This window comes from Vibrio toranzoniae (genome assembly GCF_024347655.1).
Lineage (GTDB): Bacteria > Pseudomonadota > Gammaproteobacteria > Enterobacterales > Vibrionaceae > Vibrio > Vibrio toranzoniae.
The window spans coordinates 1,143,946-1,170,221 of the sequence record NZ_AP025514.1 but is presented as its reverse complement, the minus strand read 5'-3'; the positions used below and the strand labels follow the sequence as shown (position 1 = coordinate 1,170,221).

Below are 26,276 nucleotides of genomic sequence, written 5' to 3'. Positions count from 1 at the left end.
ACAAAAAAAGTCACAGATTCGTTCTGTGACTTTTAAATGGTGTCGATTCATGAGCTAATTTATGACTTATCTCGAATAAGACTTAAACTGGTTAGTCAGTGGATCGTATTGATAGCCAAGCATATCCAACTTACCCACAACACTTTCTGTATCCATTTCATACATACTGATCAGCTCTTCAAAACTGTCACACTCTAAACGAAGTTTCTCATTCACAATTCCCAGCAAAATAATGCTATCCAGACTTTTGACGTTGCTTAAATCCATCCCGTACTCCTTACGAACATACCGACTAAAGTTAAGTTTAGAACGCTTACCAAGGTCACGCTAAAAAACAGATCACACTTCTTAAATCAGATGAATGGTTACAATGCACAAAGTTACAGTGCCCAAACTGGCGTTAAACCAACAGCTGCCGCTAATAACATCAACAATGAAACCGTAAGCTGAAGCTTTTCAGGTGTCTTAACGAACAGTAAATGCCAACACCACACCACGATGGAAGAGATAAGCAAAGCAAAGCTAAACAATAAGGTTGAAATAACAGGTTCTAGTTGCGCTTCAGACAGTGAATAAACGTTAATCACGGTCGCCAATACCACTAGCATGCCACTTAATACGCCCACAACAGGCAGAACGCGGTGAAATGCTTGTAAGCGCGTTCTTGCGATAGTCAGCAATAAATGTCCGAAAGAAGCACCCAGTAAAGCCACCAGCACCACAGTCGTAATAATACCAACTGGATTTACCTGTTCGCTTGCTTGGATAGCAACGTATGACAGCGCCAAACCACACGCAAGATACATCACCCAGATAGGGCCTGAGTCACGTGTCTTCTTAGTTTGAACTTGAGAATAGAAGTAAAAGATAGCGAATACGATCAGAAACGCTTCAATTCTCAATGAAGCAACAGCAAGCCAAAGCACGCCAATCGCAGGTAACATCTTGTGAATACGGCCACGTTGTCCCGGGCAGATATCACCCTTCACTAAGATTAACGTTAAAATCAGTTGGGCTCCCAGTAGCATGGGTGCAAATTGTACTAATAATGATTCAACCATTGTGGATCTACTTATTCAGACTTATTTTCGCGAATAATATCAAAAACTGCTGCGAACACTAATCAAAATAGCAAATTAACCACTCTACTTAACGCTTCAACTATGCTGAGGTGTAGCTCTTGTGTCTTATTTCACCAAAATGACTAAAGACACTAGAATTAACAAGGGCATGTTCTACTGGCTACTCTAGTCTCATGCCGCTATAATTCCCGCCTCAAAAATCAGAGGTTGAAATATGTACAGCAATATCACTCCTATTCACGAACACAAAAAATACTGGGCCGAGTGCTACGGAACCGCACCCTTTTTGCCTACCAGTAGAAAGGAGATGGATGCTCTTGGATGGGATAGCTGTGACATTATTATTGTAACGGGCGACGCTTATGTCGATCACCCAAGCTTTGGTATGGCTATCATTGGCCGTTTGCTTGAAGCTCAAGGCTTCCGCGTGGGCATTATTGCCCAACCTAAGTGGGACAATAAAGATGCCTTCATGGAACTGGGTAGACCTAACCTATTCTTCGGCATCACAGCGGGTAACATGGACTCCATGATCAACCGCTACACCTCTGATCGCAAATTACGTCACGATGATGCTTACACACCAAACAACGAAGGTGGCAAGCGTCCTGACCGTGCAACTCTGGTTTACTCCCAACGCTGTCGCGAAGCTTACAAAGGCACGCCAATCGTTCTTGGTGGTATCGAAGCAAGTTTACGCCGTGTTGCGCACTACGATTACTGGTCGGATAAAGTCCGTCGATCTGTATTGTTTGATGCAAAAGCTGACATTCTTCTTTTTGGTAACGCTGAGCGTGCGCTAGTTGAAGTAGCACACCGCATTGCTGACGGCGAAGACATGTCAACTCTGACGAATATTCGTGGTACGGCAATCAATATTGCAGCAGCCCCTGAAGGCTTCAAAATCATCGACTCTTCTCGTATCGAAAAGCCGAACAAAGCTTACGTGCCGGTAAACCCGTACGAAGTGGAAACGCAATGTGATACCAAGAAAGACGAAAAAGTGGAAGAAGTAAAGGCACAACCCATTGCTATTCGCCCTTCTCGTCACGATGCAAAAACAACTGCTGTTCGTATCCCTGCATTCGAAAAGCTAAACAACGACCGTATTCTCTACGCTCACGCGAGCCGTATTTTACACCTGGAAACAAACCCGTATTCAGGTCGTGCTTTGATTCAACGTCACGGAGACCGTGAACTTTGGGTTAACCAAGCACCAATTCCATTGACGACTGAAGAGATGGATTACGTGTTTGGCCTTGCCTACAAGCGTGTTCCTCACCCTATGTATGGCAAAGCGAAGATTCCGGCATACGACATGATCAAAACTTCGGTTAACATCATGCGCGGTTGTTTTGGTGGTTGTTCTTTCTGTTCAATCACAGAGCACGAGGGTCGCATCATTCAGAACCGTTCGAAAGAATCTATTTTGGATGAAATCGAAGACATTAAAGATAAAGTACCTGGCTTTACCGGTACTATTTCTGACTTGGGTGGCCCAACAGCAAACATGTACCGTTTAGGGTGTTCAGACCCGAAAGCGGAAATTAACTGTCGTCGCCCATCATGTGTTTTCCCGAAAATCTGTGAGAAGCTAAACACAGACCACCAGCACACCATTGACCTGTACCGCTCAGCGAGAAAAGTTCCGGGCATTAAGAAAGTAATGGTCGCATCAGGCGTTCGTTATGACCTTGCGATTGAATCTCCAGAATACGTGCGTGAGCTTGTGACTCATCACGTAGGTGGTTACTTGAAGATTGCTCCCGAGCATACTGAAAAAGGCCCTCTGGATCTGATGATGAAACCGGGCATGGGCACTTACGATCGTTTCAAAGAGATGTTCGAAAAGTACAGCGCTGAAGCCGGTAAGAAACAATATCTAATTCCTTACTTCATCTCTGCTCACCCGGGCACAGAAGATGAAGACATGCTTAACCTTGCGTTGTGGCTGAAAAAGCATAACTACGAGTGTGACCAAGTACAGAACTTTTACCCATCGCCAATGTGTAATGCAACGTCGATGTACTACTCAGAGACTAACCCTCTGAAGCGCGTGAAATATAAGAAACGTGAAGATGTGCCTGTGCCTAAAGGTGACCGTCAACGTCGTCTGCATAAAGCATTGCTTCGTTACCACGATCCAGAAAACTGGAAAATCATCCGTGAAGCGCTAATCGATATGGGTAAGAAGCACCTTATCGGTGACAAGCCGGGCTGTTTGATTCCAGAAGAAGACTTTGATGCACAAACACCGGCACAACGTCGTAAGTCTGGTCGTCACGGCTCACAGCGTTTTGCAACTAAGCACAGTAAAGCTCAACCGGGTTTAGGCGGCGAGAAGCCACGCAACCATTCCAAATCTGGTGGTAATAAGCCTAAACCAGGTGGCAAGAAACCGACTGGTAACGGCAACGGTATCCAAGGGAACGCTAACCAAAGCAATGGCAGCGGAAGCGGAAGCGGTAAACCAAACCGCAACAAAGCCGGTAATGGTCAAAGTGGCAAACCTGCTGGTAACGGAAAGAGTCGTCAACGCGCGACACAACGCTAATATTGTGAGCCGATACACTTCGTAAGAATAAAAGACAAAGCGCAGTTATTTAGCTGCGCTTTTTTGTGTCTGTTACTAGGGAGTCTAACGGGTAAAGACCCAATATTGACTAAACAGGTAGTTCGTCACCATGCCGACCAAAATACCAACAGCCATCGCGATAAACACAGCGCCAGTAAACGCTGGCAGTAAATCAGTCATCAACTTAAAGCACAATAGATTCGGTAATGCTGATATCGACGCTGAGAACATGAACTTTTGCCACTGAATCAGTTTATCAGACCAACTACCCTGCCCTTTGAACCCGAAAGTCAGCACACGATTACCAAACCAAGTTGTCGTTGCAGCCGCAATGAAAGATCCAATTCTCGCCGTCATTAAAGGAAAACCAACCATGTAATGCAGCAAGGCAAACACCGCACAATCAACAACAAACCCACCAACACCAACCACAGCAAACCGAACCATCTTGTGATGGGACTGGAGCCTTTGACTGTGTGCCTGAAGCTTGTTGTTGAACATTTGCAGCCCTGAGTTAAAGCTGAACATCACTTGCACTTCTAATGTGGCTCAGCGACAAATTTGGTTTGATGTTTTGGCTATGGCAACTAAACAGAGCGCGCTTTATTTTTACCGTTGGTTCCAAAATACACGTTAACGCGTTGTCTTTAATCTTGGTTTCTACTTCTGCTCTTTTACCAATCAAATAGAACTTGTCGATGCCATCTAATTGTTCGATATCAAGCAGTTTTTTTGCTTGCCCGTGGCTATAAAACTGCCCAGAGAACGGTCGTTTACCGACATAAAAACTTGGCGATGAATCGGTGATCTGTTCGAAAATGATACGGTCACTCTTCTCGTTCGCTTTACCTAGGTTTAGGTAAACCATCGCTATCATCAGTAACACTGGCAGAACCAAGGCCACGCTAGAGAACCACTTCTTATCTTTTTCCACCACAAGTATAGCAACCAACAAACCAAGCGCTGGAATGCCCGGTAATACGTAAGCAGGAAGAATATTGCCCGCCATGGTGAAAAGAATCAGAGGTGAAACCAACCAACACACAAGGAATGAAAACAGTCCGCTATTCTCAGCGTTAATTTCCGCAATTTTCTTACGTCGAGCAAACGCCAATATCGGCAATACAATCGACCAAGGCGCAGCGGCTTGGATCCAGAATACCCAAATCATGCCTCGTGTTTCATCGTGAGCAGATCCGTAAAGATCCCCTTCCCAACCACTCACTACAAAACGCTTAAAGTGCTCACCAACAATAAAGTAATCAATAAAGCCCGGTGTCGCCATTTCTGCCATGATGTACCAAGGCAGAGCAATCACTAACATCACACCTAGACCAGACAACAATGGGAAACGTCGCCAAAGCGCTTTAAAAGCACCAAAGAAACCGTGTTGTAAGACCAACCACGGGAATACTGCGATACCCATGATGACAATCGCTACTGGCCCTTTTGCAAGTAAACCTAGGGCTAAACCAATAAAGCCAACGTAACCCCAATTTCTATTGGTCTTCGCATTCCCTTCTTCTTTCCAACCCTCTCCTCCTAGCCAGCATAGATATAAACCCAACATGGCAATGGTCATCGCTAAAGTTAACGCGATGTCTGTCATCACCGCACCCGCAGCAATAGAGAAAATCCCGCATGTCGCCAATACAACAGCTGCGACCAAAGCACTTTGTCCTGTTCGTTTCGCCATGTAAGCCGTCAACAAGATCGTTACGACACCCGCTAACCAATGAGGTGCACGAACGGCAAACTCACTCAATCCAAACAGCTCAATACCGGCAGCACTCATCCATGTAAACAGCGGCGGCTTACCCCAGAAAGGAATACCGTAGTCGAATTGTGGAGTTAACCAGTTCCCTGTTTCCACCATTAAACGAGCCATCTCACCGTAGCGCGCTTCGGTGGTGTCCATTAATGGATAAGTTGCCAGAGATAAAAGCCTTAGAACCAATGCAAAAGCCAACAAGTACCATAGGTGCGTTCGGTTCAGGCTCATGCTGACTCCTCTAATTTAAAATGTGTTTTTAATGCAGGTGTATCGACCACGGATTGGATCAGATACAAAGGACGATTCTTGGTTTCGATGAAAATACGACCTATGTATTCCCCCATCAAACCAATACTCAAAAGTTGAATGCCGCCAAGGGCAAGTTGAACGACCATCATTGATGGGTAACCCGTGATTGGCTCACCAAACATCAGGGTTTTGAACACGATGACCATCCCATACACAAAAGCAGTTAGGGCAACAAGGCCACCGACTGCCGTTGCAATACGCAGTGGTCGAATAGAGAATGAAGTAATGCCATCCATCGCCAAGCCAATCAGCTTCAAGTAGTTCCACTTGGTCTCACCACAAAAGCGAGCGTCGCGCTTAAATTGGATCGTCGCTTGTCTGAACCCCGGCCATGAGAAAATGCCTTTCATGTAGCGATTACGTTCAGGAAGTTGATTGATATGGTCGACGACCTCACGGCTCAACAGTCTAAAATCACCGACATTTTCAGGAACATCGATCTTCGCAGCCACGTTCATGACTTTGTAAAAGCTCGCCGCTGAAAACTTCTTAAACCAGGTTTCACCGTCACGCTGGCTGCGCTGCATGTTGACGACGTCATAGCCTTCGCGCCACTTGGCAACCATTTGTGGGATAAGCTCCGGCGGATCTTGCAGGTCTGCATCTAACAGGATCACCGCTTGTCCGCGACAATGCTCAAGGCCAGCGCTCATGGCCGACTCTTTACCAAAGTTACGGCTTAAACCAATAACAGAAATTGAGCTGTTGATTGAAGTGAATGAACTCACCAAGTCCAAGCTGTTGTCTTTACTGCCATCGTCGACATAAACAATTTCGCTCGTGATCGGTAAGCTATCGAGAACCTTAGTCAGGCGAGAGTGAAACTCTTCCAGCACCTCTTGTTCATCGTAGAAAGGCACAATGATTGAAAGAGATACCGGAGGTTTAATCTGCGATGTGGATATCTTAGGGCGGCTAATGTGAAGTTCAGACATAATACGTTCTTCCATTTTTTAATCTGAAGCCAATCTACCCTCCTATAAGTGAAAGTTATGTTATTGACATATTTTTCACGCTCACTCAGGATAATGTTACGGTCTATTTCTGTATGAGAATCAAAATGAAACGAGTTCTATTAGTCGAAGATAACCGTGAAATTGCAGGTGTCTTGTTTGATTATTTTGAGTGTATTGGCATGGAACTCGATTACGCAGACAACGGTGAACTTGGCCTACAACTCGCGTTGGAAAACTCATTTGATATCATCATATTGGATCTGATGTTGCCAAGAATGGACGGCCTCACGGTTTGTAATAAACTGCGAGACCAAGGCAACGCGACACCCATTTTGATGCTGACTGCACTGGATAGCCGAGAAGATATGCTAAAAGGCTTTGAACATGGTGCCGATGATTACCTCACCAAGCCTTTTGATTTGGATATTCTAGAAGCAAGAATGAAAGCACTGGTTCGTCGTTACCGAGGAAAAGTCGCCTCTTCTAAACTTCAGTTCGATGAACTCACCATCGACCAAAAGACACGTAAAGCGTACCGCCAAGATAAGTTACTTGCATTGAATCCAACCACTTACACCATACTTGAGATGCTTTGCCAAAACGCACCTGAAGTGGTCACTCGCGAAGATATCTCATACAAGTTGTGGGAAGAAGACGAACCCAACAACGATGTGTTACGCAGTCACATCTATCAGCTGCGTAATCAACTCGACAAGCCTTTCGACACGCAAATGTTAATCACTGTGCCTAAAGTTGGATTCCGCTTGGAGTCTTCAAATTGATTTTGAACGTTCTTACTAGCACTAAAACTCTAACTGGCCGCCTAGCGGTTTTCTTTGGGGCAATGGCGGTCATTGTCTCGGTCTTTACCTACATAGTGTTTATGTCTGCACTTTATCTATCAGAAGATCGGGTGGGCGAAAGACGTATCTTGATTGACCGAAACTATGCGGTCGAGCAATTTCAGTCTGGGGAGAGTGGTAAAATTCGCATCGATGGTCTTACCATGGCATACAATGACCCTTCATTCATACCTGACGAATACCGGAAATACATTGAAGGTAAAGAGAGCTTTGTTGGTGAAGTAGGAGAAGAGCCTGATTCACGAATGGTGTATGTCGGTGAGTATTCTGCCGAAGGGGAAACCTATCCAATCATCCTTTTGTCTGAAGTTGACCGAGTCGAGTTGAGTCATAACGAATTGGTGTACGCAACAACATTCGTTTTAACACTACTTTCCGTTTTGATTTTTAGCTTTGGAGCTTTGCTCTATCGATTGTCGAAACGACTGATTGAGCCTTTTAACTTACTATCCGAGCAACTCGAATCCAATAAGCTTAATCTCAACGAAGAGTTTGGTGTGAGTGACGATGCAGCGGTGGAATTTCGCCAACTAACCGATCAGCTCAATCAACATCGTCGAGAAATCAATTCGTTACTCAAACGTGAACAGGCCTTTGCTCGCTACTCAAGCCATGAATTAAGAACTCCTCTGACTGTCGCTCGCGGGGCGAATAAGCTGCTCCTTCGCAGCGAAACAACCGAGTTCCAATCTCGTCAGGTTGAACGCATTGATGAAGCCATTGTTCAGATGTCAGAAATGGTCGATGCCCTGCTTGGTCTCGTTCGTTATGAAAGAAACAGTGACGATGCACCGCTACGTTTGTTTAGCCAGCAAGAGCTAGAGATTATCATTGCTAAAAATTCGTTGCAGGCTGACGAGAAGGAAGTCGAGATAACCTTACAAGCTCAATCAGAACCCACCATTCAAGCCACCAGCGCGCTCATGAATATGTTGGTCGGAAACTTGCTGAGAAACGCGATTGCAGCCACTAATAGCGGTACAGTAACGATCACCCTTTCCCAAGACAGTCTTGTTATTGAAGACCAAGGCGAAGGCCTGCAGGAGCAATACCACCCGAATGGACACGGGCTGGGATTATTGATTGTCGATGACTTGTGTCAGCGTTTTGATTGGGACTTTGAATTGTTCAATCGCAGCTGTGGTGGATGCACAGCCAAGATCACTTTTCGTTCGATACATCTGCATCAATATCGAACGAAAACTTGATTTAGTTGGTTTACAGCCGCCTCTGGCTACTAGATACTCGTCCGTCCTATTTGATTTAAAAATGCTGGCTCTTTAGTCAGCATTTTGTTTAAGTGCGATGAAACTAAATAATAGCCCTGTAACTCAGCATCAATTTAACGACCACACCTTTTTCTTAAAGCGTGACGATCAGCTTCACTCCCATTTTTGCGGCAACAAAGCCCGTAAATTCATGAAGCTACTGGAAGACGATCACCCAAAAACCACCACCTTGATCAGCTATGGTTCTGCTCAAGCGAACTCTCTGTTCTCACTCTCCGCACTTGCAAAAATTAAAGGCTGGACGCTTGAGTTTTACGTCGACCACCTCCCTCAATGGCTACAAGAACGTCCTATCGGTAATTACCGTGGTGCGATTGACCTTGGGGCTAAGGTTATTTCCGTCAAAGAGACGGGCTCTGAACTTCATCCACAAGAGTATATAGATCAAGTAAGACAACCTGACTCCCATTGCATTGTATTACCTGAAGGTGGACGCTCTCAGCTTGCTGAGTATGGTGTTAAGCAACTGGCGATGGAAATACTGAGCTGGACTCGCTTCGAGAACCAACACGATTTTGTGGTTGCACTGCCCGCGGGCACAGGCAGTACTGCCCTGTACCTTCATAAGCATTTAAAACTGCACAACATCCCAGTGTTAACCTGTGCTTGTGTTGGTGGCAGCGACTATTTAACGCAACAATTTAATGAGCTAGGTGAAACCGATCACCCACAGATTTTATCGCTCGAAACCAAACACCACTTTGGAAAATTGTATCAACAGGACTATCAAACTTGGTTGGATCTGCAAGAGCAAACCGACATCGAGTTTGACCTGCTTTACGACCCATTGATGTGGCAATGCTTAGAAAAATGGCAACAAGATAACCCAACCAAAACCGTTATCTACATTCACCAAGGTGGCATCTTAGGTAACGAATCGATGTTGCCACGCTATCAGCGAAAATATCCGGATATGTGCCTTAGCACGACCAACGCTTCCTGGTAATTGCATCCCGTCACACCTAGCTCTGGATATGCAAATTTCCGTAATCTAAGAACACCGTCAAACAGCCATCACACTTCATCGTGATGGCTGTTTGATCATTCCCCCTTCATCTTGCACCTCTACGCTTACACTTCAAATTAGAAACAGAAATCTGGCGAGAATCATCGTGTTATCTATACTTTCGATTGGAACGTCATTGTCATCTAAAGGAATAACGCATGCGAAAACTCACTACACTCGGCCTGTTTTCAGTTTTACTACCCTTTTCAGCAATTTCTGGAGAAAACGTTACTTACCAAGTCGACGGGATGGACTACGAAGGTTATTGGAGTGAAGCCAGTGACCAAGCGCCTCTGGTGCTGCTAATACACGATTGGGATGGCTTAACGGATTACGAAAAGAAGCGTTCTGAGATGCTCAACGAACTCGGTTACAACGTGTTCGCCATCGACCTATTTGGTAAAGGTATTCGCCCAACCGAAGTGAAAGACAAAAAACAACACACAGGCGAGCTGTACAAGGACCGAGAGAAAATGCGTGCGCTGCTCAACGCTGGAGCCATGGAAGCGAAAAGACTTGGGGGCAACTTAGATAATAACGTGATGATGGGATACTGCTTTGGCGGAGCTGCTGTATTGGAAGCGGCTCGTGCTGGGATTCCTTCGAAGGCTTATGTCACCTTCCATGGCGGTTTATCAACACCAAAAGGCCAAGACTACTCGCAGACTAAAGCTCCGGTTGTCGTATTCCACGGCACGGCTGATACCATGATTTCAATGCAAGATTTTGGCAACCTTGCCGCTGAACTTGAAACGACCAAGGTTCCACATGAAATGATCACCTACAGTGGCGCTCCCCATGCGTTTACCGTGTTCGGTTCCAATAATTACCAAAATGAAGCTGACCAAAAATCGTGGGAAAGATTCACGCATGTGTTAGAAACCACTACCCGATAAGCCGTAACACTTAAACCAAATCAGCCCATGCTTAATAATAAACATGGGCTGATTCGGATAACCAAGTATTTTGATGAACTAGATGTAACGATGAATACTCAAGTCATCTGATTTAATGTCACTATCAGAGCCACTGACCACACTCGCTAACAGCTTTCCTGAGCCACACGCCATCGTCCAACCTAATGTCCCATGACCAGTGTTGGTGAATAGGTTCTTAATCGGAGTTTTACCGATGATAGGCGTGCCGTCTGGCGTCATTGGTCGTAGTCCCGTCCAGTACTCTGCCTTAGAAAAATCCCCCGCTTGTGGGAAAAGATCTTTAATCACCATATCAATCGTAGCTTTGCGTTTTTCTGGAACCAGGTAATTGAAACCAGCAAGCTCTGCCGTCCCTGCAATACGAATCCGGTCATCGAAACGAGTCATCGCCACCTTATAGGTTTCATCCATAACCGTTGAAGTCGGTGACTTATCCGCACTCACTATCGGCAGTGTCAGAGAATAACCCTTCACGGGATATACAGGGATAGATAAATCGACTTGCTTGAGCAGTTCACGAGAATAGCTTCCCGAAGCCACCACATAAGCGTCCGCTTTGAATTCACCTTGAGTTGTCGTAATGCTCTCTATGGTTTGGTTCTGATGATTCAAACTCACCACTTCAGTATCAAACACGAACTGAACGCCAAGCTTCTTAGCTTTTTCGGTTAAGGCTAAACAGAACTGATGACAATCACCCGTTTCATCATGAGGTAAGTATAAGCCGCCAACGAGCTTGTCTTTCACGTCAGCCAAACCCGGTTCCACTGAAAGGCACTGTTCGACTCCAAACAGCGCGTGTTCGATTCCACTCTCTTTCAACAGCTTCATATCTTGCTGAATAGCGTCCAGTTGTTTCTCGCTTCTGAATACTTGCAGGGTGCCCTTTTGTCGGCCTTCATAAGCCAAATCTTCGCTGGTCCTTAGATCAGTCAAACAATCTCGGCTGTAATTTGCGACTCGTAACATACGCGATTTATTCTGTGCATATTTAGCTTCGTTACAGTTGGCGAGCATCTTAGTCGCCCAAGAAATTAACTCAGGCGAAAGTGACGGCTTCACTTTCAAGGGAGCATGCTCTTGAGTGAGCCACTTCATCGCTTTCAACGGAATACCAGGCGCCGCCCATGGTGATGAATAACCGTAAGAAATTTGCCCGGCGTTAGCAAAACTCGTTTCCTTGCCACTTGCATCCTGTCGGTCAATAACCGTAACAGTGTGACCCTCTTTCGCCAGATACCAAGCACTGGTTAACCCAATTACACCGCTGCCAATTACAATTACTTCCATTCTCTTCCCCTAATGCCCAGCAAAAGCTCAATCGGCTAAACACTGTTTTTAATTCAAATATTATTTTCGTTAATAATTTGTAACTTATTCGGCAGGCGTTGATTTAACAATAGAGACTCCGTTGATAAAAAGTCAATTCAACTTAGAAACGAATTTGGAAGTTTGGAACTGTGATATTGGAGGTATTTAGAAGCTTGGGAGGAGTCGTTACATAAATCTATGATGCCTAAAGATTGTAGGCATCATGGCTCAAGAACGTTGCATTTTCGAGCAAAAAACCTAACAATGTTTCGGCTTGAAGCGTAAGTGCTCGGCCTTTTAAAGATTGAACCTTCACGGTTGCTTTCGAAAGCATTTCTAGCTCAGTTGCGACCACTTCAATTTGACCTGATTTAATCTCATCAATCACGGTAAGCTTAGGCATAAAAGTCACACCTAGACCTGCGGAAACGAAGTTAGTGAGTGCCGTTACCGAGTTAGTTTGAAGCTTTGGTTGTAAAGTAAGATGAGATACCTGCTCAGCGTGTTTTACCAGCCTTCCCATTCCTGTCGAGTTATCGATTAGCGCGAGAGAAACATCTTTAATATCCCGCAGTGTTACAGGAGCTTCTTTACTGGTAAGGAAGTGCCCTTTAGGTACGATGAGTTCCAGTGGGTGGCTACGTTCGACATGCGAATGCAACTTCGGGTGTGGAGCAGAAGCATAAGTGATTGCAAAATCTATCTGTTGATCTTCAAGCATTTTGACGGCATCAAGAGCTCCCGCAATCTCAATAGAAAGGTTGATATCGGGATAACGAGTCATGAAGGTTTGCATTGGTTTAGCCACCAAGTTGGTAATAAAGCCTTCACCAATAGCAATACTGACGTTACCCCCTTGGAGGTTTTTAAGCTTAGTCAGCCGAGCTAAAACTGCCGCTTCTCCGCGAACGATAGAACGATAATAATTCAATAGTTCATTACCCGCCTCAGTTAACAGTGAGTGGCGGTTATTTCGCTCCCAAACTTTCATTTCCGCCTGAGCTTCTAGTTGCGTTAGCATCCTACTCATTGCCGCAGGGTCGACGTTCATCATTTTGGATGCGTTACGTAGTGACCCATATTTGGATAACGCATTTAAATATTCAAGCGCACGGATATTAAACTGATGCATTCAACTACCTTGTAATTCAATTAACCCTAAACCAAGCGTCTCATAAGTTTGGCATTCAAATATATCCCAATTTATCGAGATCTCGTTTGCGCTTACTAACTTGTGCACCGAGTCACTTCATACGAAATGTTGAATGTATTGTAAGTTGAGAATTATAGGGGCTCTAGAACGAGAAAACCCCAGCATTTCTGCTAGGGTTTTGAATAGTGGTGGAAGGATGGGGATTTGAACCCCAGATACGCTATAAACGTATACTCGCTTTCCAGGCGAGCGCCTTAAGCCACTCAGCCATCCTTCCACAAGTTTTGTGTTGAGCTTGTCACTCAACGAGGCGCTACTTTATTGATTCTGCTTGCTTTGGTCAAGTGGCATTATCAAAAAAAGTGCCTTTTTCAGTTTGTTCGATTACAAATTAACTCATTAGATCAAAAACAAACCAAGTATCGCTTATTTCACTTTATTCACGCTTGTTGATAATAACCTGGAACTCTAAACCATTTACGGCACATATCTAAGAAATAACCATAAAGTACGCCCATGCCACATGAAATAACCGCGTTGCTAGTAACCGCGGTGACAATCTGGTCAGTTGAAGCGCCTACTGCTAGTAAAATCCCAGCATACACAGGCGATTGGAATAACACGTAAGCCATAAGATCAGCCAAGTTCTTCATCAATGAACTTTGTGAAAGTTTTGCACCATTACGTAAGAACCAATCACGAAATACACCATAAGGCCAAGCAATAGCAATGTTTACCGGAATAGATAACGTTCTTGAAGCAAGAGACTGCTCAAACGTCATAGCGGAAATAAACACTTCTACGATCATGCCAGAGATAAAGCAGAAAACTACCATAGCAAATGTATCCGCAGCTGCATTACGAATACAAAATGGACCACGAGACTTCATTAGAGACAAACCTAAAATATATCACTACTTCATTAGTGATTTAGTAACACATAAGCAAGGCGTATTCTCACCTGGCCAGTTAATATCACTATTAAAACACAACATTAGCAGTCATACATTCCAAATTACAAATCAAGTGGTAAATTAACAACCAAAAACTACTTTAAAAGCAGTCACTTTGACCAAAAAACCACAAGAAGGTTGAAAATTGCGCAATTTAACTTTTACTTCCTGTAATAAAACAACACCTAAGCCATAGGTAGATTTACAGTAATGATATCAATAACATCTTGCGAGGGGCGCGTTCCCGAGAAGACGTACTCTAGAGCTTTATCAATTTGAGATGTAAGTTCTGTATTGTTCATAGGTTCAGCGTGAACACGCAAGCTCTCTAGCGAAAATTGAATCAGCTCTAAGTTGTTGTCTTCTAACGCCACGTACAGTGTCACGAGCAACTCTTCGATGTTGCCTTTGCTTCGTAAATCAGGCTTAGGCAGTGACTCACTTTTACTTTTCCAATCGTGATCTTTTACTTCTTGGCTCTCCGGAGCATGAACTTCTGCTTCATGGAATTGGTAAAGCTTATTCGAATAGCGAAATAACGCATCGTCGAGCTCCCGTTCATCAATTGGTTTAGCTATAATGTAATCCACACCAGCACCGATCATACGTTCGCGAGTCTCTTTGAAGACATCAGCGGTACAACCAAATATTAAGACAGATGAAACATCGCCAATTAGAGCCCGAATAGCCGTTGTTGATTCCACGCCATCCATCACTGGCATATGGTTATCCATCAACACCAAATCAAAGTGCTCTGTAACGACAGCTTGTATCGCAAGTTCACCGTTTTCAACGTTCTTACAGGTAAACCCTTTACTACTCATAAAGGTTTCAATGATGACGGTGTTGGTCCTGTTATCCTCAACAATCAACACTTTCAAGCCAGAGTAATCCAATTTTTTATGCGGTGGGCTTTCTATCTCACCAGGTTGGCAAGGCTTAATCTTTAAGCGAACATCAAAGCTAGTGCCAATCCCCTCTTCACTGGTGACCGTGATACTGCCGCCCATAAGTTGAGCGATTTCGTTCACAATTGCTAAACCAAGGCCAGTACCACCAAAACGTCTTGTAGTCGTAGATTCTGCTTGCTCGAAAGGTTTGAAGATGCGTTTTTGCGCTTCTTTAGGTATGCCTATTCCGGTATCACGAACTCGGATACTAAGGTAAACATCATTTCCTTCAACAACTTCTTTCAGGTACACCTCAACAAAACCTCTTGAAGTGAACTTCACAGCGTTGTTCAGTAGATTAAACAAGATTTGGCGCAGGCGAGCTTTGTCCGAGAAGTACCAACGGCCAGAAGGCACCTCAGAATACACTTTGAATTGAAGTCCTTTTTCGGAAGACAATGTGTAGTAGACACTGTTGATACTTCCGATGATCGAATCGAGCGGGAAACGGGTTTCATCTAGATCTAATCTGCCCTGCTCGATCTTTGAAAAATCCAATATCTCATTAAGCAAAGTCATCATATGATCCCCAGACTCATACAAACTTTTAAGATGCTTCTCTTGCTCTCTGTTTAAAGGGGTTTTTAGCAGAATTTGGGCGGTTCCTAAAACGCCATTCATTGGAGTTCGGATTTCATGGGATAAGGTCGCAAGGAACGCTGTTTTTGCATTGGTTGAGGCCTGAGCCTTAACCTTTTCCGCTTCGAGATAAATGGTCTTTTCGTTAAAGGTTTTAATCAAGTGGCCGATTTCATCATCACTTGAGTACTCAACATCGATGATCTCACCCGCTTTTGAACCGTCGACCTTAATTGCTATATTGGTAATAGGACTAATCAAGTAGCGGTTCAACAAGTAATAACCCGCCATGACACACACTAGCAATAGCGGAACAATACCGCTCTCAATACTCATCACCAGACGAAACACCTCGTCTGCCACCAATAGTTTTGAGTTAACCACTGCGACTTGCCAATCAAAGTCACCAAATTGGTTATTACTAATGTAGACTCCCTCGACAAGATTGAAGTTATGAGAAACCAGAACTTGGTTGAGATTATCTCTTATAGTGATACCAAGGTTATATTCTTCCGCATGAGTTTTAATGAAACCCAATAACTCTTCCAGTGAGAGATCCACTGTCGCAATACCGGCAAAGGTGCCATCGTAATAATAAGGGGAAGACGCCGTAATCATTCGAACGTGTGTGTACGGGTCGATATACACATCGCTCCATACGATACTTCCCTGCGGCTCATCAACAACAGAAGTGTACCAATATTCTTGATGGTAAGGCGCATTCTTAGGATTGTTATAAGAAAACAATTGATCAATCTTGCCATCATCGGCTTTGTTGAAAAAGTAGCTGTTCAGACGTTTATTCGGATCAAGTGCATAAGGTTCTGGCCAAATACCCGCGCTAATGATCGTATCGTCGCTCGCCGCCAAAATTGACTTTAATACCGAAGCAACCTCTGAACCTTTTCGTTGTTTCTGAGCAAAACCGACTAGGCTATCGACAACACCTTTAGAGCTACTGAGTGGCTCTGTAATCAATGCAGATAACAATTCAGCACGTAGGTCTAGGTTTTGTTCTAATTTGGCACGTACAGGAGACTCTACGACGTGGTACGTCACGCTGCCGACAATGGCAATGAACATGGCCAAGTATAACCCGAGCGCTACCATACTGTTTTTCTTAAGAGACGACCGTATCTGCATAATTTTTTGTTGTTTTCTTTTTTGTTAAACCTAGTGTTTATCATCAAGGACATCAAGCCTTTTTAGATTGAAGCTTGATTGGCGCAAGTTCATTGGTACTATAAGCGCAAACATGTTCCCTTTTACGGTACCTCACTTTGACTTTACAAGATATTCTTGCGCTTCCAGAGTTGGAAGGAAAGCTAATCACAGAACACAAAACCATAGGATTTGTCACTGCAATGGCAGCGGCACCTAACGTATTACCTCCTCATGAATGGCTTCCGTTCCTTTGGGGTGGTGAAGAGGTCGCTCCTTTTACTGATGGTGAGCAACTTGAAAGCTACATTGAAATTATCATCGCGCTTTGGAACGAAACCCGCCCAGAACTGATTGAAGGCACTTGGGTTTGGCCTGAAGCTTGTCAATTGGATGATGAAGAAGTCGTTAACACAGCTGCTCGTGATTTTTGTGAAGGCTTACTTCAAGGTTGGCAGATTGCCCGTGATGATTGGGAAACATTGATGCCAGAAGACAGCGAAGACAACGCGCTAGTTGGTGGCGTGCTACTTTCACTGAGCATGCTTTACGATCCTGAAACGTCAATCGCGACACTTGCAGAGCAAGGCATTGAAGGTTTAGAGCAGTTCGAAGAGATCTTTAATGCGGTTCCTGAGATGCTGTGCGGTCTAACGCAACGTGGCATTGCATTAGCTGAAGCTCAATAACCTAGAGAATATCAATAAGCTAAAAAATAAGCTTAACTCGCTCGACCAAACAATAACAAAAGGCCTCACTTCACTATGAGGCCTTTTTTAATTCTTAAGGAGTATCAATCGTTTAAAAGCCTTTCCAATCGAAGTGATCAATTCGTTCATCTGCAATATAGAACAACTTAGTCCCGCTGTTGACCACTTGGTCTAGATCAGGGTTAAGCTCAATACCATTGCCCGCATCAATCGCAATCAACGTGGCTTGATACTTCTCTTTGAACACCGAAAAAATTGGCGCAACCGTTACAGGTTCAGCCCCCTCAGGGTAATAAGTTGAATATTGTGTCATCCCCCTTGTCGTACTCAATAGCTCTTGGTGAAGCGCACTCGACCCCGGATCTACCGCAGCCTTGGCCAGCATTTCTGCCCCCACCGCCGGAATACATTCTGAGTTAGGGCAATGCTGGTGCAACAAATCACTCAATGCTTCATCTTTAAAGTACACCAGAAGGTGTGCCTTAGGATTTCGGTTCGCGCAGTAAAGCGCCGCAGATAAAGTTATATCGTCTTCAGGATTATCAATGAGAATACAACTGGCCGACTCGATGCCTGTCTTTTCCATCTCTTTGCCATCAGTGTAGCTATTTACTTTAACGAAGTTGATTTCGCCTGGTAACGGGTTCTCAATATCTGAACGAGTACATAGCACAATTGGTCGTTTACCCGTTTCTTCGTGCTGCAACATACGAATGAGGTGAATGGTTCTTTGCTCATTCCATCCAAGTATCAAAATGTGGTTGTCCACTCTAACTCTCCTTTTTCCTAGCAAGCCCGCTCGCCAATATTCAACACCTTCTGTCGCGACCTTGCCGAGTAATGCCGCGAAAAGACTAAGCCCTCCCGGAATCACGAACAGTATAACGATCCATCGCCCTGCATCTGTCGTTGGTGATAAATCACCGTAACCAACCGTCGACGCAGTCACGACTAGATAGTAAGCGAATGTGGTAAACGAACTGGTTAGGTCCGTTTCACCCGCTAGATACAAAGTCGACCACGACAAAAATACGTAACCAAGAAAGGTAAACAGCAAGTTTTTTCCGTTCAAAACAAAGATATTTGCTTTGACCCAGCGTTTGAGTTGTAACCAGATTATCATTCGAGCCTCAAATCTTTTTCTCTTACTTACATGCTAGAAAAAATACGCGATATCAACAAGATGTATCATCAGAAAAAGATACATGACCACAAGATTGATATTCGCAACCTATCTTTAGGTACAAAAAAACCAGCACTACAGGCTGGCTTCCTATTCATAATAACAGCGTAATAATGAAATTAAGCGTTGCCTTTCACTTGCACATTAAGCTGTTCAGCGAAATCTAACATGCGGTTCAATGGAATTAGAGACTTAACGCGTAATTCGTCAGAAACGAAAATTTCGTGTTGCTCGCCGCCATTTTCAAGCGCGTTTTCAATCGCTTCAAGGCCATTCATTGCCATCCAAGGGCAGTGTGCGCAGCTACGACAAGTTGCACCAGCCCCGGCTGTCGGCGCTTCAATTAGCTCTTTTTCAGGAACCAATTGTTGCATCTTGAAGAAGATACCTTTGTCAGTAGCGACAATCATCTGTGGATGAGGAAGCTCTTTTGCTTTCTTAATCAGTTGGCTTGTTGAACCTACCGCATCAGCCAATTCGACGACGCTTGCTGGCGATTCTGGGTGAACCAAAATAGCCGCTTCTGGGTATACCGACTTCATTTTCTTCAAAGCATCAGCTGAGAACTCATCATGAACGATGCACTCGCCTTGCCAAAGCAACATGTCAGCGCCAGTTTGATTTGCGATGTAAGAACCTAGGTGACGGTCTGGACCCCAAATGATTGGTTTGCCTTCAGCGTCTAGGCTTTCAACGATTTCTAAAGCGATACTCGACGTAACTACCCAGTCTGCACGAGCTTTAACTGCCGCAGAAGTGTTTGCGTATACAACCACCGTGTGGTCAGGGCGAGCATCACAAAATTCTGTAAACTTGTCAGCTGGACAACCGAGATCAAGCGAACATTCAGCTTCCAGCGTTGGCATTAGAATGCGTTTTTCAGGAGTCAGAATTTTAGCAGACTCGCCCATAAAACGAACACCGGCGATGATCAAAGTGCTTGCTGAATGACGGTTACCGAACTTAGCCATTTCTAATGAATCACCAACGAAACCACCAGTTTCTTCTGCCAAAGCCTGAATTTCAGGATCCGTGTAGTAGTGTGCAATTAGAACTGCATCTTTTTCTTGAAGTAGTTTTTTGATGTTTGCGATGTGGGCCTGTTTCTGAGCGTCGCTCAATGGAACTGGCTTAGGCGGAAACGGGTAAACTGTATCGATTTTATCTAGTATATGACTCATTGCTCTTGCTCTACGCAACTTCTTCCGAGAATCAGAGTATTCTACACAGGACAGCGATTGGGATCAAAAAGGATTGGTTGCAAACGTTTACTCGTTAATACTCAAAAAGCATAAAGAGGTCTTTATGTTGCTATCACAAGGAGAATAACTAGAGATCTAACAGTGGTAAGTCGTAACAAGCCACCAGCAACGAACAGAATACAGCGGATATAAACAGAGGTGCCTAAGCACCCCTATTTTGTTTTATAAGTGGGTTTTAGCCACGTTTGCCGAAGCACTATTTGGATATTCTGTGACGACTTGTTGGTAATATTTCTTAGCTTGCGTCGCGTTATTGTTGCGCGCTGCTATGTCACCAAGCTTAACCAGTGCATCTGCTCGCTTATTTGAATCTTTGTATGACACAACTGCCGCAAAGCTCTTCACAGCTTCTTTATCTTGCTTCTTAGCGAAATAAAGCTGACCTAACCAGTAATGTGAGTTAGGTGTGAAGGTTGAATCTGGAAAGTCTTTTTGAAACTTCTGGAATGCTGCAATAGCACCCGTGTAGTCTCGTTGCTTTAGAATCATATCTACAGCATTTTGATAAGCGGTTTGCTCATCCACATCAGTACTGAAGGTACCAGAAGCATCGTTAGAGCCTTCGCTTACTGCCACTGCTGCCGTTACGGTTCCTGCTGCTTTCACTTGCCCTCTTACCCGATCCAGTTCAATGAACAGTTCGCGTTGACGCTCTAGCATTTGCTTCATATCGTAACTGTTTCGCTCCAGCGCACCTCGAAGTTCACTGATCTCCAGTGACATGTCATCGATTTGCTGCTGCATTTGAAGCTGAACTAGGTTGCGATTTTGAAGCAGGCGCTCTAAACGCTCAATATCTGATTCGTTAGATGCAGCCCCTGGTCGAGAGGAAGATGATGAATTGGTTGCGGTGCTATTGAGATCGGATACTGGAGCTGGTGCAGCGAACACGGTGTTCGCTGCACTTGCCAGTAACGAAAGCAAAATAACTCGCTTTGTGTTACTGAACATGAGGCAATTCCTCAATTATATAGCCTACTAAAATTAGTAAACTAGTACTGCGCGACGGTTTTTAGCGTACACATCTTCAGATTGACCTAGAAGAAGTGGCTTCTCTTCACCGTAGCTTACGATAGAAATTTGGTCTGCTTGAACACCTAGAGCTTGTAGGTATTTCGCTACAGCTTGTGCACGACGCTCGCCAAGTGCGATGTTGTACTCAGGAGTACCGCGCTCATCAGCGTGACCTTCGATAGTAACGTTCATGTTAACGTTCTTACTTAGGTAAGCTGCGTGAGCTGCTAGTATTGCTTCGTAGTCGCTAGCGATAGTTGAGTTATCGAATGCGAAGTAGATTGTTTGAGTTTCACGTAGCGCTTGCTCTTTAAGCTCTTGCTCAGACAGTTGACCGTTAGCGTCAATTGGCGTTACAACCGTTGTATCTACGTTGCTTTCTGAACCTGAAGTTGTTTGGTTGCTTTCAGTACCAGATGTTGCAGATGTCGCTTCATCAGTTGAGCTACATGCCGTCACTGCCATTACTGGTAGTGCAATCATCAAGCCTTTAAGAACTTTATTAAGTTGCATCTTATTTTCCTTACGTTATCAAACTTAGTTTCTACAGCGACTAAGTGCTATAGATAGTTAAATGCCACAATAGTTAACACTATCAATAGCTAATAGAATGTATCACTTTAGCTAGAGAAACGGTGACCATGCAGGTGCTCTTACACGTCCGTTGGTTGCCGGTAATCTCGCTTTAAAACGCCCATCAATAGAAACCATCGATAGTACGTTTGTCTTGTTGTAAATAGAGCTATAGATAACCATACCTCCATTCGGTGCAATACTTGGTGATTCATCTAACAATGTTTTTGTTAGTATCTGAACCGCACCAGTTTCCAAATCCTGTTTAGCCAAGTTAAAGCCTGAGTTGCTTCGATTTACCATGATTAGGAATCGTCCATCAGGAGTGATCTGACCACCTAAGTTTTGGCTACCTTGCCAAGTAATACGAGATGTCGAATTATTTGACAAATTTACATTATAAATCTGTGGTTTACCACCACGATCCGATGTGAAAATAAGAGACTTTCCATCTGGATGCCAGAATGGTTCAGTATTATTCGAACGGCCTCGGGTAACTTGAGTCAGCTTACGGCTAGCAAGGTCAAGTGTGTACACCTGAAGGCTGCCTGTTTTCGACAATACCAATGCTAATGTCTTACCATCTGGCGAGAATCTTGGCGCACCATTATGACGAGGATATGAAGTCACCTTCTCACGCTCACCTGTATAAATATTCATAATGAATATTTCAGCTTGGCCATTTTGGAAACTCACATAAGCCAACTTTTTACCGTCTGGTGACCATGATGGCGACATAAGAGGCTGTTTAGATCGAAGTACCAAACGCTCATTAAAGCCGTCATAATCCGCCACACGAAGCTGATATGGGTACTTATCTTTATCGTTCACTACCACATAAGAAACACGAGTTAAGAACGCGCCTCTTTCACCAGTTAACTCTTCATAAACTAAATCAGAAATACGGTGTGCATACTCTCTCAAGCGTTTACCAGGTACCGTTGCCTTTTTATTAAACAGCACATGGTCTTTCGAAAGCACCAATTGACCTTCATCACTTAACGCTCGGCTTTGTCCTTTAGTCAATTGACCACGAACAATGTCGACCAATTGATAGTTCACCACATACTGCCCTTCGACATTTTTAGTGATACTACCCGTCAGCAATGAATCAACACCTAGATTGGTCCAAGCATCAAAATCCACCTCAGTTTCACTGTAAGGCGTTTGAGGCATTTTGCTTGTCGGAACGGGGCTAAATTTACCACTGCGCTGTAAGTCAGAAGCAATAACTGCTGATACATCATGTGGCAACGGTTCAGCACCTTCCCAACGAAAAGGGACAATAGCGATCGGTCTTGCAGAGTTAATACCGTCTGTAATAACCAGCTCCAGCGCTGCATGTGCAAACTGGCTGCTTGTCGCTATTACAAAAGCACAACTCAGTAATAGTTTTTTTAACACAAGTTCGTCCTTCTACTCTGGTGATACAGTTAAGTTAATGTCTTTCAGTGATTTCACAATGTCTGGGTCTTTAGGCAATGGGTACGATTGCACTTGTGCCACCGCACGCTTGGTTGCGGCGCACAAACGACTATCACCATCCAAGATACTTAAGCTCCCCAAAATAGCATTTGAGCCCGTTGGAATAAGCTTAAGGTTAACTCGGCACGATCGTCCTCTGTAGCTGTCCTCTAACAAAAGGTTCTGCTGAATCAGTTGGGTATAAATAGCACCGTAACGCTGAGCTTCATCACTAATAAATTGTTGTCTTGCTGAAGAGTTCTGCGTCGCCTCTGTTTCAAGCCCTTCAAAGATGTCATTCAATGCTGCTTCTTGCTGTTTACGCTCTTTTTCAGCTCTTGCTGCCGCTTCCTTCTCCTTACGGGCTTTCTCTGCTGCCGCTGCTGCCTCTTTCTCTTTGGCTATGCGTTGCTTTTCAGCACGTTCAGCGGCTTCTTTTTCTTTACGAGCTTTTTCAGCAGCCTCTTGCGCGGCTTTTTCTTTTGCCACGCGTTCCTGTTCAGCTTTTGCGATTGCTGCTTCTTTGGCTTTACGCTCATTTTCAGCTTTCACCAACGCCGCTTCTTTCAGCTTACGGTCAGCTTCTGCTTTAGCGGCTTTCTTTTTTTCTTGCTGTAAACGCGCTTCTTCGACTTTACGTTGTTTTTCTTTTTCAACTCGACGCTTTTCAGCTTCACGAGTTGCTTTTGCTTCTTTAGCTTGCTGTTCTTTTAGCTTACGAATGTTTTCTTCTTCAGCTTTTCGATTCTTTTCAAGTCTTTCGCTTTCACGTCTGAGTTTGTCTAAACGCTCTTGCTCCTTCTTACTCGCCGCTTCTCGCTGTTGACGAATCTGTTGAGCTTGCTGGCGAACCAACTGAGGATCAATCACTACAGCCTGAACCATCTGGCCAGTTGGCTTAGGTTCTGACATCGTGAAGTCCGCTCCCCAAATGAGCGCAACAAATAAAATGACGTGCAGCCCAAGTGAAATAAGAAGCGGTGATCTAAAATTATTGGATTTCTTATTAGTCGCTTTCATGAATGCTACGGAGCTATTCCCTTATATCCGTTAAAAGGCCAACCTTTGGCACACCTGCACGGCTTAATTCATCAAGTAGTAAAACCACTTCAGCGTAAGGCGTTGCGGCATCACCACCAACCGCCACTGGAGAGTTTGGCTTCAAAGACAACTCAGCTTTCACTCGGACGATAATATCTTCCAATGATAAACCACGCTGTACTTCTTCGTTATTCACACTTAAACCAAGCTCACCGTCTTTGTTCACTTCAACAATAATAAAACTCGCGTTATCGTCACCCAGAAGATCTTGTGCAGACTTAGCGGTTGAAGCCTGAGGCAGCTCAACGTCGACACCTTGAGTTACAAACGGTGAAGTCACCATAAAAATGATCAGCAAAACAAGCATAACGTCAATGTAAGGTACAACGTTAATCTCTGCGGTCATTTTGCGTTTTTTAGGTTGGTATCCAGCCATCGATTATTCCCTGCCAGCCATCGCTTGACGGTGAAGAATACTGTGAAACTCTTCAGAGAAAGTCGCGTAGTTGTGTTCTAGCTTACCTACTCGGCTGCTGAAGCGGTTGTACGCCATTACTGCAGGAATTGCGGCGAACAGACCCATTGCCGTTGCAATAAGTGCTTCTGCAATACCAGGAGCAACCATTGCGAGTGTCGCTTGTTTCACTTCACCCAATGCGATGAATGAGTGCATAATGCCCCAAACCGTACCAAATAGGCCTATATAAGGACTGATAGAACCGACTGTCGCTAAGAAAGGTAAGTTAGTTTCTAGCTCGTCTACTTCACGGGCTACTGCAACGCGCATTGCACGCCCAGTGCCTTCCATAATAAAGTCAGGAGAAGTAGCGTTGGATTTGCGAAGGCGAGCAAACTCGGTGAAGCCTTCGTAAAAAATCTCTTCAGTACCAGACAGCTCATCTTTGCGCTTATTGCTTTCCTGATACAACTTAGCTAGGTCAACACCAGACCAAAATTTATCTTCAAACACTTCAGTTTGTTTAGAAGCTTGCGATAACACTTTACTTCTTTTTATGATCATTGCCCAAGAAACAACAGACATGCCCATTAGGATTAGCATGACCATTTTAACTAGAAAGCTAGCTTCTAAAATTAGGCCTAATATTGAGATTTCAGCAGTCACTATTCGTTAGCTCCGTAAGAATAAATGTTGGCATTGCCTTGGGTTTCATTTTTTGATTGTCTATACATGCTACCTTAACCAGTGCTTTACACAATGCTTTGCCATCAGGATTTACGATCTCTTGACAGAAGACCAAGGTAGCTCGCTTCAATTCGTAAATATTAGTAATAACTTGTAAAGAATCATCAAGGCGCGCGCCTTGAATAAAATCTATCTCCATATGTCGGACGACAAAACCGATGCTTTGTTCTAACAATACTTGCTGAGAGACCCCAATCGAGCGCAACATCTCGGTTCGAGCGCGTTCAAAAAACTTGAGATAATTAGAATGGTACACCACGCCACCCGCATCGGTGTCTTCGTAATATACGGTTACTGGCCACTTAAACGGCTTAGATAATCCTTGCAAATTGATACCACAACCTAAAAACGATAAAGATATTACTATAACCTAACTCATTTTCATTAATAGTATATGGCAATGAATTTTTGATTTAACAGACGAAAAAAGAGGCCATCTGTATAAGATGACCTCTTTTTGACTAAAAACCCAACAAGTATAAAAAGTTCGCTTTGATATGAACCTAAACTATTACCTTTCAGATAAAGCGTAGCACCGTTAGGTAGAGCAAAATGGTGAGTGAAACGTATGGGCTAAACAACAGCTGCCAGACCCAAGCTCTTGGCTTAAACCCGATACCGAAAACCATGCTTGAGCACACAGCCCAGATAAACATTGGCCCAATGATCGCGTTAAAACCTCCGATACTTGTCGCATACGCTTCAGGATCCCACATCACTAAACCCACATGCATGAAACCCAATATCAGGGATAAAACTCGTAACAGAGTCTTATCCATTGGTTGATGCAGTTTAGCGATTTGTTCTGCGAGATTACTCACTGTCCTTGTCCATCATTTCTGAATGCTCAAGCCAAAGAGCATTAATGATGCCGAATGCACATGCTAGAAGTACACCCAAAATCCATGCGAAATACCACATAAAAT

Annotated in this window: 26 protein-coding genes and 1 tRNA gene; 6 read left to right on the top strand and 21 right to left on the bottom strand. The window is 44.1% G+C overall.

Going from position 1 to position 26,276, the window contains the following annotated elements; translation table 11 throughout:
* Positions 1–66: 66 nt before the first annotated feature.
* Both OCU50_RS05195 and OCU50_RS05190 read right to left on the bottom strand, forming a co-directional pair.
* Positions 67–267 (bottom strand): DUF4250 domain-containing protein, encoded by a 201-nt coding sequence (locus OCU50_RS05195; protein WP_017055091.1) that lies wholly within the window; start codon positions 265–267, stop codon positions 67–69.
* Between the two features lie 113 nt (positions 268–380).
* Positions 381–1,061 (bottom strand): hypothetical protein, encoded by a 681-nt coding sequence (locus OCU50_RS05190; protein WP_060467441.1) that lies wholly within the window; start codon positions 1,059–1,061, stop codon positions 381–383.
* A gap of 235 nt (positions 1,062–1,296) precedes the next feature.
* Between OCU50_RS05190 and OCU50_RS05185 the strand changes: the two genes are divergently transcribed.
* Positions 1,297–3,636 carry a YgiQ family radical SAM protein gene (locus OCU50_RS05185; RefSeq protein WP_082710321.1) on the top strand — a complete coding sequence of 780 codons (2,340 nt, stop codon included), beginning with the start codon at positions 1,297–1,299 and terminating at the stop codon, positions 3,634–3,636.
* A gap of 84 nt (positions 3,637–3,720) precedes the next feature.
* Here the strand turns inward: OCU50_RS05185 and OCU50_RS05180 are convergent, their stop codons facing one another.
* The 3 genes from OCU50_RS05180 to OCU50_RS05170 are packed head-to-tail and all read right to left on the bottom strand — an operon-like array spanning position 3,721 to position 6,675.
* On the bottom strand, positions 3,721–4,185 hold the full coding sequence (locus OCU50_RS05180; protein ID WP_060467439.1) for a GtrA family protein: 465 nt from the start codon (positions 4,183–4,185) through the stop codon (positions 3,721–3,723).
* On the bottom strand, positions 4,172–5,659 hold the full coding sequence (locus tag OCU50_RS05175; protein ID WP_060467438.1) for an ArnT family glycosyltransferase: 1,488 nt from the start codon (positions 5,657–5,659) through the stop codon (positions 4,172–4,174). The genes OCU50_RS05180 and OCU50_RS05175 overlap by 14 nt, the downstream gene beginning before the upstream one ends.
* Complete coding sequence (locus tag OCU50_RS05170; RefSeq protein WP_060467467.1) at positions 5,656–6,675, bottom strand: glycosyltransferase family 2 protein; 1,020 nt, start codon at positions 6,673–6,675, stop codon at positions 5,656–5,658. Before OCU50_RS05170 ends, OCU50_RS05175 begins: the two co-directional genes overlap by 4 nt.
* A 125-nt stretch (positions 6,676–6,800) precedes the next feature.
* On the opposite strand from OCU50_RS05170, the gene OCU50_RS05165 reads away from it, so the two are divergent.
* From OCU50_RS05165 to OCU50_RS05150, 4 genes are all read left to right on the top strand, one after another.
* Positions 6,801–7,478, top strand: a complete 678-nt coding sequence (locus OCU50_RS05165) for a response regulator transcription factor (RefSeq protein WP_060467437.1) — start codon at positions 6,801–6,803, stop codon at positions 7,476–7,478.
* Positions 7,475–8,767 (top strand): sensor histidine kinase, encoded by a 1,293-nt coding sequence (locus OCU50_RS05160; RefSeq protein WP_060467436.1) that lies wholly within the window; start codon positions 7,475–7,477, stop codon positions 8,765–8,767. The genes OCU50_RS05165 and OCU50_RS05160 overlap by 4 nt, the downstream gene beginning before the upstream one ends.
* Positions 8,768–8,864: 97 nt before the next feature.
* Positions 8,865–9,794 (top strand): 1-aminocyclopropane-1-carboxylate deaminase/D-cysteine desulfhydrase, encoded by a 930-nt coding sequence (locus tag OCU50_RS05155; RefSeq protein WP_060467435.1) that lies wholly within the window; start codon positions 8,865–8,867, stop codon positions 9,792–9,794.
* A gap of 218 nt (positions 9,795–10,012) precedes the next feature.
* A complete protein-coding gene (locus tag OCU50_RS05150; protein ID WP_060467434.1) occupies positions 10,013–10,750 on the top strand; it encodes a dienelactone hydrolase family protein in 738 nt (245 codons plus the stop codon).
* A gap of 78 nt (positions 10,751–10,828) precedes the next feature.
* Here OCU50_RS05150 and OCU50_RS05145 read toward each other — a convergent pair whose 3' ends face one another.
* The 5 genes from OCU50_RS05145 to OCU50_RS05125 form a co-directional block, all read right to left on the bottom strand.
* A complete protein-coding gene (locus OCU50_RS05145; protein WP_060467433.1) occupies positions 10,829–12,082 on the bottom strand; it encodes a D-amino acid dehydrogenase in 1,254 nt (417 codons plus the stop codon).
* Between the two features lie 226 nt (positions 12,083–12,308).
* Positions 12,309–13,235 carry a LysR family transcriptional regulator gene (locus OCU50_RS05140; RefSeq protein ID WP_060467432.1) on the bottom strand — a complete coding sequence of 309 codons (927 nt, stop codon included), beginning with the start codon at positions 13,233–13,235 and terminating at the stop codon, positions 12,309–12,311.
* 207 nt (positions 13,236–13,442) lie between these two features.
* Positions 13,443–13,533: transfer RNA gene (locus tag OCU50_RS05135), tRNA-Ser, on the bottom strand.
* Between the two features lie 163 nt (positions 13,534–13,696).
* Complete coding sequence (locus OCU50_RS05130) at positions 13,697–14,146, bottom strand: L-alanine exporter AlaE (RefSeq protein ID WP_060467431.1); 450 nt, start codon at positions 14,144–14,146, stop codon at positions 13,697–13,699.
* A gap of 248 nt (positions 14,147–14,394) precedes the next feature.
* A complete protein-coding gene (locus tag OCU50_RS05125; protein WP_438947075.1) occupies positions 14,395–16,881 on the bottom strand; it encodes a hybrid sensor histidine kinase/response regulator in 2,487 nt (828 codons plus the stop codon).
* Positions 16,882–17,018: 137 nt separating this feature from the next.
* Here OCU50_RS05125 and OCU50_RS05120 point away from each other — a divergent pair, with 137 nt between their 5' ends.
* Positions 17,019–17,588, top strand: coding sequence for a UPF0149 family protein (locus OCU50_RS05120; protein WP_060467429.1), 570 nt, complete (start codon positions 17,019–17,021; stop codon positions 17,586–17,588).
* 112 nt (positions 17,589–17,700) lie between these two features.
* Here the strand turns inward: OCU50_RS05120 and OCU50_RS05115 are convergent, their stop codons facing one another.
* From OCU50_RS05115 to cydX, 11 genes are all read right to left on the bottom strand, one after another.
* The gene (locus tag OCU50_RS05115; protein ID WP_060467428.1) at positions 17,701–18,732 is read right to left on the bottom strand and encodes a potassium channel family protein; all 1,032 of its coding nucleotides are present in this window, start codon (positions 18,730–18,732) and stop codon (positions 17,701–17,703) included.
* A gap of 179 nt (positions 18,733–18,911) precedes the next feature.
* The gene (gene nadA / locus OCU50_RS05110) at positions 18,912–19,973 is read right to left on the bottom strand and encodes a quinolinate synthase NadA (protein WP_060467427.1); all 1,062 of its coding nucleotides are present in this window, start codon (positions 19,971–19,973) and stop codon (positions 18,912–18,914) included.
* A gap of 243 nt (positions 19,974–20,216) precedes the next feature.
* On the bottom strand, positions 20,217–21,005 hold the full coding sequence (ybgF, locus tag OCU50_RS05105) for a tol-pal system protein YbgF (RefSeq protein ID WP_060467426.1): 789 nt from the start codon (positions 21,003–21,005) through the stop codon (positions 20,217–20,219).
* Between the two features lie 33 nt (positions 21,006–21,038).
* Entirely contained in the window at positions 21,039–21,581 is a 543-nt protein-coding gene (gene pal / locus OCU50_RS05100; RefSeq protein WP_060467425.1) for a peptidoglycan-associated lipoprotein Pal, read from the bottom strand.
* A 111-nt stretch (positions 21,582–21,692) separates the two neighbouring features.
* On the bottom strand, positions 21,693–23,045 hold the full coding sequence (gene tolB / locus OCU50_RS05095) for a Tol-Pal system beta propeller repeat protein TolB (protein ID WP_060467424.1): 1,353 nt from the start codon (positions 23,043–23,045) through the stop codon (positions 21,693–21,695).
* A gap of 12 nt (positions 23,046–23,057) precedes the next feature.
* Positions 23,058–24,125 carry a cell envelope integrity protein TolA gene (gene tolA, locus OCU50_RS05090; RefSeq protein WP_060467423.1) on the bottom strand — a complete coding sequence of 356 codons (1,068 nt, stop codon included), beginning with the start codon at positions 24,123–24,125 and terminating at the stop codon, positions 23,058–23,060.
* 13 nt (positions 24,126–24,138) lie between these two features.
* Positions 24,139–24,582 (bottom strand): protein TolR, encoded by a 444-nt coding sequence (tolR, locus tag OCU50_RS05085; protein WP_017055068.1) that lies wholly within the window; start codon positions 24,580–24,582, stop codon positions 24,139–24,141.
* A gap of 3 nt (positions 24,583–24,585) precedes the next feature.
* Complete coding sequence (tolQ, locus tag OCU50_RS05080; protein WP_017055067.1) at positions 24,586–25,269, bottom strand: protein TolQ; 684 nt, start codon at positions 25,267–25,269, stop codon at positions 24,586–24,588.
* Positions 25,259–25,678 carry a tol-pal system-associated acyl-CoA thioesterase gene (gene ybgC / locus OCU50_RS05075; RefSeq protein ID WP_060467422.1) on the bottom strand — a complete coding sequence of 140 codons (420 nt, stop codon included), beginning with the start codon at positions 25,676–25,678 and terminating at the stop codon, positions 25,259–25,261. The genes tolQ and ybgC overlap by 11 nt, the downstream gene beginning before the upstream one ends.
* A 190-nt stretch (positions 25,679–25,868) precedes the next feature.
* Entirely contained in the window at positions 25,869–26,171 is a 303-nt protein-coding gene (gene ybgE, locus OCU50_RS05070) for a cyd operon protein YbgE (RefSeq protein WP_060467421.1), read from the bottom strand.
* The gene (gene cydX, locus OCU50_RS05065; RefSeq protein ID WP_000270284.1) at positions 26,164–26,271 is read right to left on the bottom strand and encodes a cytochrome bd-I oxidase subunit CydX; all 108 of its coding nucleotides are present in this window, start codon (positions 26,269–26,271) and stop codon (positions 26,164–26,166) included. The genes ybgE and cydX overlap by 8 nt, the downstream gene beginning before the upstream one ends.
* Positions 26,272–26,276: the final 5 nt, after the last annotated feature.

What these genes read in the sequence shown, in the direction of transcription:
- OCU50_RS05195 (WP_017055091.1), bottom strand. Translation starts at nt 267, where the DNA reads ATGGATTTAAGCAACGTCAAAAGTCTGGATAGCATTATTTTGCTGGGA.
- OCU50_RS05190 (WP_060467441.1), bottom strand. Translation starts at nt 1,061, where the DNA reads ATGGTTGAATCATTATTAGTACAATTTGCACCCATGCTACTGGGAGCC.
- OCU50_RS05185 (WP_082710321.1), top strand. Translation starts at nt 1,297, where the DNA reads ATGTACAGCAATATCACTCCTATTCACGAACACAAAAAATACTGGGCC.
- OCU50_RS05180 (WP_060467439.1), bottom strand. Translation starts at nt 4,185, where the DNA reads ATGTTCAGCTTTAACTCAGGGCTGCAAATGTTCAACAACAAGCTTCAG.
- OCU50_RS05175 (WP_060467438.1), bottom strand. Translation starts at nt 5,659, where the DNA reads ATGAGCCTGAACCGAACGCACCTATGGTACTTGTTGGCTTTTGCATTG.
- OCU50_RS05170 (WP_060467467.1), bottom strand. Translation starts at nt 6,675, where the DNA reads ATGTCTGAACTTCACATTAGCCGCCCTAAGATATCCACATCGCAGATT.
- OCU50_RS05165 (WP_060467437.1), top strand. Translation starts at nt 6,801, where the DNA reads ATGAAACGAGTTCTATTAGTCGAAGATAACCGTGAAATTGCAGGTGTC.
- OCU50_RS05155 (WP_060467435.1), top strand. Translation starts at nt 8,865, where the DNA reads ATGAAACTAAATAATAGCCCTGTAACTCAGCATCAATTTAACGACCAC.
- OCU50_RS05150 (WP_060467434.1), top strand. Translation starts at nt 10,013, where the DNA reads ATGCGAAAACTCACTACACTCGGCCTGTTTTCAGTTTTACTACCCTTT.
- OCU50_RS05145 (WP_060467433.1), bottom strand. Translation starts at nt 12,082, where the DNA reads ATGGAAGTAATTGTAATTGGCAGCGGTGTAATTGGGTTAACCAGTGCT.
- OCU50_RS05140 (WP_060467432.1), bottom strand. Translation starts at nt 13,235, where the DNA reads ATGCATCAGTTTAATATCCGTGCGCTTGAATATTTAAATGCGTTATCC.
- OCU50_RS05130 (WP_060467431.1), bottom strand. Translation starts at nt 14,146, where the DNA reads ATGAAGTCTCGTGGTCCATTTTGTATTCGTAATGCAGCTGCGGATACA.
- OCU50_RS05125 (WP_438947075.1), bottom strand. Translation starts at nt 16,881, where the DNA reads ATGCAGATACGGTCGTCTCTTAAGAAAAACAGTATGGTAGCGCTCGGG.
- OCU50_RS05115 (WP_060467428.1), bottom strand. Translation starts at nt 18,732, where the DNA reads ATGATAATCTGGTTACAACTCAAACGCTGGGTCAAAGCAAATATCTTT.
- nadA (WP_060467427.1), bottom strand. Translation starts at nt 19,973, where the DNA reads ATGAGTCATATACTAGATAAAATCGATACAGTTTACCCGTTTCCGCCT.
- ybgF (WP_060467426.1), bottom strand. Translation starts at nt 21,005, where the DNA reads ATGTTCAGTAACACAAAGCGAGTTATTTTGCTTTCGTTACTGGCAAGT.
- pal (WP_060467425.1), bottom strand. Translation starts at nt 21,581, where the DNA reads ATGCAACTTAATAAAGTTCTTAAAGGCTTGATGATTGCACTACCAGTA.
- tolA (WP_060467423.1), bottom strand. Translation starts at nt 24,125, where the DNA reads ATGAAAGCGACTAATAAGAAATCCAATAATTTTAGATCACCGCTTCTT.
- tolR (WP_017055068.1), bottom strand. Translation starts at nt 24,582, where the DNA reads ATGGCTGGATACCAACCTAAAAAACGCAAAATGACCGCAGAGATTAAC.
- cydX (WP_000270284.1), bottom strand. Translation starts at nt 26,271, where the DNA reads ATGTGGTATTTCGCATGGATTTTGGGTGTACTTCTAGCATGTGCATTC.